The organism is Paraburkholderia sp., from assembly GCF_035948235.1.
Taxonomy (GTDB): domain Bacteria; phylum Pseudomonadota; class Gammaproteobacteria; order Burkholderiales; family Burkholderiaceae; genus Paraburkholderia.
Map to the genome: position 1 here is coordinate 1 of NZ_DASZJJ010000048.1, position 8,172 is coordinate 8,172.

Consider the following 8,172-nt stretch of genomic DNA (forward strand, 5'->3'; position numbering starts at 1 on the left):
CCCGCATCTTCAGCTACGGATCGGGCTGGCAGGCGCGCGGCATTGCCTGCGGCGACGCGCACGGCATTCACTGGCTGCACCGCTACACCGAGCAGATCGCCGAACTCGAACGCCTCTCCGATCAGCCCATCACCGCGCTACGCGAACTGGGCACGCACTATTTCACTGATGGCGTCGCGGTGTTCTATTCGCCCAATCACTATCAGACGCCCACGCCGCTGCGCCGCGTCTCGCCGGCGACGTTCTGCGCGCTCGGCGCGGGCTGGGCGCGCGACGGCAGCCGGGCGTTCTATCTGGGCGTGGAGAAGAAGGGCGTGAATCCGGATCGCCTGCACGTCGAGGGCGGCTATGCCTGGGACGAGACGCGGCTGTTCTATCAGGGCGCGCCGCTCGTGGTCGAAGTCGCGCACGAGCAGCTCGTGGTGCCGCACGTCGGCTTTCTGCGCGCCGGCGACAAACTGTTCGCGGGGCGCCGGCCGGTTTCGGCGCGGCGTGTGCATCTGCCGACGCTTGAATTCCTCAGCGAGGAATTCGCGCGCGACGCACGCAAGGCATATTTGATCGATTACTTTGGACTCAGCGAGATCGCGGGCGCCGATGCGGCGACGTTCCGCGTCATCGGTCCCGGCGAGGCACGCGACGAGCGCAACCGCTACGACGCGAAGGCGCTGCGCGACGCCGCCGCTCCGGCCGGCTGATCCTCGCCTTCGAGCAGTTCGAACAATCGCGCGACGCGTTGGCGCTGCGTGGCGACAAGGTCGTAGGTCGCTTCCAGCGCGCGCAGACGTTTCTTCCAGTATTCGCCGTCGATGCCGCGCGGGCTACGCGCCGCCTGTGCGCGGCTCATGTACTGCACCATGCGCTCGACGTGGTCGAGTTCGGCGTCGGCCAGGATGGCGGGCAGCAAGCCGCCCGTGCCTGGAGGGTGGGATTTCGGTATGGCACTCATTGCTCTCCCGCTTTTTATCTACCGCTGATTGGCCAACGCGTGTCTGTCCGGCTCATCCGGAAAAGCACCTGCGTGGGCCGTGTTGCCCCCGAGCCCGATTCGCGGTGCGATGATTTTCGGCGCGCCCTGCAATGTTTCGAGCGCCGATAGCCTCTCCCTTTCTTCTTATGACAATAACCGGACGCAAATCGCGCGCTTGACCATGCGTCTCAGTTTGCGGACTACGTAATATTTGGGGCCTAATGTCAACGGATGGCGGTTAGAACGCAGCCTGACGGTCCGAACGATGCTCTAAATGGCGCAAACTCCTTGCGCTCGCAACGATTCCAGCCATTCTGGCCAACACCACTTGCCACGCTATTTCTTATTCCGCAATGGATTGATTCGTCAGGCGGAACAACGCCCCGCCTCACTCGCTCGCCCTGCGCGTATACCCCGAAAACATTGGCTTTGCGCGCGTTTTCTCTTTTTGAATCAACGCGCGGAGCGCCCTGAAAATCGATTTAAGGGGTTTTTTTCGGGTTTTTTTCGGGTTGCCTCACCTGGTGTGCGCTTCTAGAATCGGAACGGACTAATACGGCGTCGCGCGAAACAGACAAGGCGTGCACAAATCGCACACCTCGCGCGTAAAAAAAGCGCCCATATAAAGAGACTCAGGAAAACATCAGGAGGACGATCCATGACGAACGCGCAGCACGCGCACTATCGAGCGCTCGCATGACGCCACCCAGGGAGAGACACACCATGGACGACATGCTGACGACATCGGCGCAAACCGTACTCGCCGATCTCTGCACCCCGCAATTCGTGCGCGGCGTGGAACTGACACAGGACCGGCGCGCCGGACGCGAACTCTGGCGGCAACTCGAAGCGCTCGGCCTGCTCGACGCGCTCGTGCCGCAAACCCAGGGCGGTGCCGATCTGCCGCTCGCGCAGGCCGCGGGCGTGCTGTTCGCGTTCGGCCAGCACGCGCTGCCGCTGCCCGCCGCACACACCATGATCGCGCGCCATCTGCTCGCGAGCGCCAACGTGCCCGCGCCGCGCGGCCCCATCGCGCTAGCCATCGCCGACGCCACGCAGCGCGCGGCCTTCGTGCCCTACGGCCAGGTCGCGGACGCCGTGGTCGTGGAAACGTCCACCGGCACCTGGCTGGTCCCGCTCAAATCGGCCTGCGTGGAGAAGCACGGCGACGGCCTGGACGCCACGGTGCGTTTCGACACGCGCACGGCCCAGCCGCTGCCCGCACGCGGCATCGCCGAACTCGGCGCGATCGTGACCGCCGCCACCATGGCGGGCGCGATGCAGCGCGTGCTCGACATCAGCACGGCCTATGTGAACGGACGCGCGCCGGCCAGCCGTACGTGCAGCACCTTCCTTGCGCTGGAGCGCCAGTTGAGCGTGATGGCAGGTCACGTCGCGGCCACGCGCGCGGCCGCCGAACAAGGCTGCGCCGCGCATCGCAGCGGCGAGCAACGCCTTGCCAGCGCGATCGCCAAGGCGCGCGCGAGCCGTGCCGCGCCGCTGGTTGCCAATGGCGCGCATGGTCTGATGACCACACTGTGCAATGCCGAGAAGGTCGATCTCCAGCTGTTCACCCGCCGCCTGCACGCGCAACGGCTGCAGTATGGCTCGGAAGCGTTCTGGGACGAGGTCGTGGTTGGAAGCCACGTGCGCGATCAGCGCTGTGTCGTCGATAACGACGTGGTGGGGATTTTCGATGCGCTCGACGAGGTGGCCACGCTCAGGCACTGACGCTCGTTGATGCATTGACGCTTCATACGCGGTAACGAAAAACGCGCCTTTTGCAGAGGCGCGTTTTTTTATGCCGTTTTTACCGCATCAGAACGCAAAGTCCTCACTCCGCGCGAGCGTCACAAATGGACCGTTCAACGTGCGGTTGTGATGAGCGATGATCGCACGCGCGTCCAGATCGGGCGAATCGACCGTGGTGTGCGCATCTTCGATCAGCACGGCGCGCATGCCCAGGTCGAGCACAGCGCGACAGGTCGTATCGACGCAGTATTCCGTCTTCATGCCCACGATCACGAGTTCGTTCACACCGGCATCGGCAAGCCGTTGCGCGAGGTCCGTACCGACGAAGCAATTGGGCCGCGTCTTTACGAACACCGTGTCGCGCGCGGCATCCACATCGAGCCCGCTGACGAGTTTCGTCAGTTCGCTGTCCGGCGCGATTGGCGAGCCGGCCGGCCCGGTGTGACGCACGGCGAAGATGGGCGCGTGCGCCTCACGCGCGCGGGCGATCAGCGTATTGATGTTGGCGAGCACGCGCGCGCCCTCATAGGGCGGCGGATTGCCGTTGAACAGAGCCACCTGCATATCGATGATCAACAGGGCGCGTCGGCTGGGGGCACTGGCTTGCATGGCGTTTCTCCTTAAGTTGCCGAAGCGGACGGGAGAAACTACAAGGCCCCGTCCGTTACCGGCGGGGCCTTGTGGCAAATACTGCGGATACGAATGAACCGTGCTCGCGTATCGACCTCACGACCCGCCAGAAGCGGTCGTGGTAGTCGTAGTCGTACGTGCGATGGCAAGTAGGGTCATGTCGACGATCATGCAGGAAACCAGCGCCATGCGTCAAGGCGCCACGGCGTCGTTCGAACCCGGCAGACCGGAATCCACCAAACCGATCACACCCCATACCCCCTGGATAGCGGCATAGCGTCGCGATTTCCAAAAAATGAGCCTGTCGTCTTAAAAAAATTGTTCTAGCGCAAAGGTGAAAGCTAGAATGCCGGGTTTGCCGCAAGGCGCGCCAGGTTGATCAGGCTGCGCCCGCCTCACCCCGAAGAAGGAATCCGACATGAAAGACCCCCTCGCCCGCGACCGCGAGAGCACCGCCCGCGCCGACGACGCGGCCGATTCGTCCAGCGACGCCCAGTTAGTGAGCGCGCTCGCACGGGGCATCCGGATCCTGCAGTGCTTTTCGATGGGGGCGTCGGAGCTGTCGGCGCGCGAACTGGTGGAGCGCACCGGCCTGCCCAAGCCCACCGCGCTGCGGCTCATCAATACGCTGTGCGAGTTCGGGCTGCTGCGCCACTCGGAGCGCATTTCGAAATACGTGCTGGGCACCGAGATGCTGAGTCTCGCCGCGCCCGCGCTGGGGCGCATGACAGTGCGCCAGATCGCGCGGCCGATGATGCAGGAGCTGGCCGATTACTGCCAGGGCCAGGTGAAGCTCGCCGTGGGCCATCGCATGAATCTGGCGTACTCGGAAGTGATCCAGGGCGCGGGCAGCGCGGTGTATCGCGCGGAGATCGGCACGCGGGTATCGCTCTCGCGCACGGCGGCCGGCCGCGCGTATCTGTGGGCCGTGCCGGGCGCGTCGCGCGAGCAGTATCTGCAGGACACGCTCGCGCTCGATCCCGTCAAGGGCGAGTTGCTCGCGCAACGGCTCACGCAGGCGCAGCAGCAATTGCGCGAGATCGGCTGCACGGTGTCATACGGCGACATGCAGCGCGAGATTCACTCGGTGGCGATTCCGCTGGCCTCGCCCATCGACGACGAATACTGGGTGTTCAGTTGCTCGATTGCCGTGTTCAATCTCAACGGCAATCAGTTGATCGACGACATCGCGCCGCGGCTGATGTCGCTGGTGCGGCGCGTGGAGGCGTCGCTGGGCAGCATGAGCGGCGCGGCGCACCACATGGAAACGCGTCCGTGGCGCCTCGCGACGAACTAGTCCGTACAGCGCCCGCTTTATAAGGCGGGTGCTCAGCCCGCTGCGACCACTGCCGCAGGCGCGACGTCCACCGGCGCTCCCGAAAGCCTCAGCTTGCCGCTGGCCACCAGTTGCGCGAGCGGCACGGGACGGCCCAGCAGGAAGCCCTGCACCTCGTCGCAGCCCTCGCCTGCGAGCAGATCGAGCTGATCCTGCGTTTCGATGCCTTCGGCCAGCACGGGAATGCCCAGGCTCTTGCCCAGCGCCAGCACCGCGCGGATGATCGCTGTCGCCTGACGGCTCGATTCGCCTTCCCTCACGAACGACTGGTCGAGCTTGATCTTGTCGAAGGGGAACGAGCGCAGCGTGTCGAGCGACGAATAGCCGGTGCCGAAGTCGTCCAGCGCCAGGCTTACGCCCAGCGCCTTGATGCGCTGAAGCGTTTCGAGCGAGCGTTCGCGATCGGCAAAGATGGTCGATTCGGTCAGTTCGAGTTCGAGCCGCGACGGCGGCAGACCGGTTTGCTCCAGCACTTCGGCCACCAGCGAGGGCAGATCCGCATGCGCGAACTGTACCGGCGACAGGTTCACCGCCACCTTGCACGGCGGCTGCCAGGTGACGGCGCGCGAGCAGGCCTCGCGCAGCACCCACGCGCCAATCGACAGAATCAGCCCGTTTTCCTCGGCCAGCGGAATGAACACGCCCGGCGAGATAAAGCCCTGGCGCGGATGCTCCCAGCGCAGCAGCGCTTCGTAACCGCAGATTTCGCCGCTGGCGATCGAGGTCTGCACCTGGTAGTGCACGCTCAACTGCCCGCGCGAGAGCGCGTCGCGCAGATCGGACGCCAGCGAGCGGCGCGCGCGGGCCATCTCGTCCATCTTCGGCTCGTAGAAGCACACGGAACGCGTGAGGTCTGCCTTGGCGCGGTACATCGCGAGATCGGCGTTATTGATGAGCACCGTTTTGGTGGTGGCGTCGTCCGGGTAGATCGCCACGCCCATGCTCGCGCCCGACATCACTTCCCAGTCGTCGTAACGGATCGGGCGGAACAGGGCCGCCTCCAGCCGGTTGAGGAAATCGTCGAGCGACTCGCGGCGCGAGAAACGGCGCAGCGCCACGAACTCGTCGCCGCCCACCCGCGCGACGAATTCGTCGTCGCGCACGAGGCTCTTGAAACGCAGCGCGAGGATACGCAGCACCTCATCGCCCGCGTGATGGCCGCGCAGATCGTTGATGTCCTTGAAGCGGTTCAGGTCGATGCCGACCAGCGCCAGCTTGCCGCCATGCGCGGCCGTGCGCGTGATCTCGGCGTCCAGGCGCTCGTTGAAGCCTGCGCGGTTCGGCAGGCCGGTGAGCATGTCGGACAGCGCCATGTTGCGCAGATGCTCGACCGACTCGGCGCGCACGCTGTCGTCGAGCAGGTAGCTCACGAGGCCCGCGCCCGCGATGATGAAGGCCATGCCCGCGACCGCCAGCGCGAGCGCCTGGAGCGCGGCGGGATTGGCGACGTGCGGATCGATGGCGAGCGGTTCGATCTCGAACGCGCACATACCCGTGAAGTGGAGCGTGGCGATGGCGGTCGCGAGCAGCACCGCGACCGTGCCCACCTGGCGGCGTGAACCCGTCCTGCTGCCGCCTGCCTCCGCCGCGCCGGGCTTGCGCGCGGCCTGATCGAAGGCGAGCGCGCCGAACACCACCGAAAGCGCAATCGACATCACCAGATACGGCCGGTTCCACGTGACGATGCCCTCGACGCGATAGGCCGTCATGCCGGTGTAGTGCATCAGCGAGATAGCGAGCCCGACCAGCGCGCCGCCGAGCGCAGGCGCGGCGCGCGTGATGCCGCTGCACGCCACGAAGATACCGAGAAAGCTGCCGACCAGCGCGATGAGCAGCGAAACGATGGTCAGCACCGGATCGAAGGTCACGGGCACGCCCGGCTCGTAGCCGAGCATTGCCACGAAGTGCGTGCACCAGATTGCCACGGCAGCCGTGGTGGCCGCGAGGAACTGCCAGCCCGCGCGCTGCATGCCGCGCGTGGCGAACGCGCGCCGCACGAGACGCGCCGTCACCCACGAACCCGCGCCGCAGATCAGCACGGCCACGACAACGAGCCACGGATTGTGCTTGTAGACGATGCAGCCCAGCACGTTCATCACCGAAGGCCTCCTTAAAGCCTGAATTCAATGGCTGCATTAATCGTTGCAGCCGGACACCCTGGCGCGCCCCAACGGGTCGCTGCACGGTTCGCGCGCAGGGGCGCGACGATATCACGCCAACGCGCTCGCGCCAGCGAGCGGGCCGAAGCGTCAACCATGGTCGAAACGGGAAGTTCGGGGCGGGCGAGCCTCGCGCGACGCGCACGCAGCCCGTTCGCCAGTCTACGGCACCTGTGCCGCATAACTTTATATAGCCCTTTTTTATTCGAGTATTTGCAAACGTTTGACGTGATTTTTCGCGCAGATTGTTGGGATTCCCGCACGTCCGAGATGAAAAACGCCACGCGGCGTTGGCGGCTTTCGCTTCCTTCCCCATAGTCGGGCGCGGCTCTTCGCGCGGGACGGCTCGTGGGGATCAAAAAACGGGAAGGCATGGACCACACGAGACCGCCCGATGAGGTAATGCGGGCGCCCCGTGTCTCTCGCCTCTATTCCGTATCACGCGGAACCTTTGACTCCCTCAAACATGCCGTTTCCCAGACGCCTAGATCAATAGCCCGCTGAAGCATCGCCAAAGTAAGCGGTTCCCTTTCGTACTTCTTGATCCCCCATCGTTTATGCAACCAATTCGTAAAGATAGAGAACGGCCAAACACTCAAACCCTCCATCTCAAAGTAGCGATGAAAATCAAAATCTCCAGATTCAACATTAAATCGTCTCGAGAAAGCGCCCATAAAATCATCGGCATCATCTCCCGTAACGCCCAGGTCGTCTTCCAGAATGTCGAATGGATTTAGCGGCCGCTTCGGAGATAAACCAATCTCCTTCCGGATAAACGCCTCGAGCTCAGCCGAAACTTCCTGCGGTTGCATCGTTGATTTGATCCTCTAGCTTAACAAGCTGATTGTAGTGGAGAATCGTCAGAACAGATATTTTTACCACGTCGTACGCAGTGACGACCCATCCGACCATTGGCGTCCATCGCCCAATAAATACTGCAAAATTATTCACCATACGGAAACGAAGCATCAGAATCGATTTATTCGTAAGCGTAGGCAAGATACTTCGCTCAAAATCATAGTCGAATAGAGCGCGACTAACTTTAGATGCGATGGAAGCTCCCTTCGTGGCCCCTCCGAATTTGCCACGCGTCGGTAGTACTGGCTGCCCTGCGAGTATCGCTATCACTGCTGCGATATCCTCGGCGTCCAATGTCTTGCAGGTCTCTTCAACCATTACGCAGAAGAAAAGACCTTGCGGTGGCAGGTTTCTGTGCCCTTCGTAGTCGTAGGTGTCGGGTTGCGAACTCGGAGCATTGCTTAAGAGGCGTTCGTACTCATTCATCGCCAGACCTCAAATGCGAAGTGTCAGCCGCCAGCCGTGTT

The 8,172-nt window shown here is 63.5% G+C and carries 8 protein-coding genes; 3 read left to right on the forward strand and 5 right to left on the reverse strand.

From position 1 onward, the window contains the following. The coding region (locus VG320_RS03065; protein ID WP_327198691.1) for a DKNYY domain-containing protein at nt 1-698 on the forward strand (698 nt) is incomplete at its 5' end. Here the strand turns inward: VG320_RS03065 and VG320_RS03070 are convergent. Next, entirely contained in the window at nt 653-949 is a 297-nt protein-coding gene (locus tag VG320_RS03070; protein ID WP_327198692.1) for a hypothetical protein, read from the reverse strand. The two genes, VG320_RS03065 and VG320_RS03070, sit on opposite strands and share 46 nt — an antisense overlap. Nucleotides 950-1,693: 744 nt before the next feature. Here VG320_RS03070 and VG320_RS03075 point away from each other — a divergent pair. Further along, nucleotides 1,694-2,701: an acyl-CoA dehydrogenase family protein gene (locus VG320_RS03075; RefSeq protein ID WP_327198693.1), complete on the forward strand. Its 1,008-nt coding sequence runs from the start codon at nt 1,694-1,696 to the stop codon at nt 2,699-2,701. Nucleotides 2,702-2,788: 87 nt separating this feature from the next. Here the strand turns inward: VG320_RS03075 and VG320_RS03080 are convergent, their stop codons facing one another. Continuing rightward, nucleotides 2,789-3,331 (reverse strand): cysteine hydrolase family protein, encoded by a 543-nt coding sequence (locus VG320_RS03080; RefSeq protein ID WP_327198694.1) that lies wholly within the window; start codon nt 3,329-3,331, stop codon nt 2,789-2,791. A gap of 439 nt (nt 3,332-3,770) precedes the next feature. Between VG320_RS03080 and VG320_RS03085 the strand changes: the two genes are divergently transcribed. Further along, nucleotides 3,771-4,649, forward strand: a complete 879-nt coding sequence (locus VG320_RS03085) for an IclR family transcriptional regulator (RefSeq protein ID WP_327198695.1) — start codon at nt 3,771-3,773, stop codon at nt 4,647-4,649. Between the two features lie 32 nt (nt 4,650-4,681). Here VG320_RS03085 and VG320_RS03090 read toward each other — a convergent pair whose 3' ends face one another. The 3 genes from VG320_RS03090 to VG320_RS03100 form a co-directional block, all read right to left on the reverse strand. Next, the gene (locus VG320_RS03090) at nt 4,682-6,784 is read right to left on the reverse strand and encodes a bifunctional diguanylate cyclase/phosphodiesterase (RefSeq protein WP_327198698.1); all 2,103 of its coding nucleotides are present in this window, start codon (nt 6,782-6,784) and stop codon (nt 4,682-4,684) included. A 491-nt stretch (nt 6,785-7,275) separates the two neighbouring features. After that, complete coding sequence (locus VG320_RS03095) at nt 7,276-7,659, reverse strand: DUF1493 family protein (protein WP_327198696.1); 384 nt, start codon at nt 7,657-7,659, stop codon at nt 7,276-7,278. Continuing rightward, on the reverse strand, nt 7,634-8,131 hold the full coding sequence (locus VG320_RS03100; RefSeq protein ID WP_327198697.1) for an STM2901 family protein: 498 nt from the start codon (nt 8,129-8,131) through the stop codon (nt 7,634-7,636). Before VG320_RS03100 ends, VG320_RS03095 begins: the two co-directional genes overlap by 26 nt. Between the last annotated feature and the right edge of the window lie 41 nt (nt 8,132-8,172).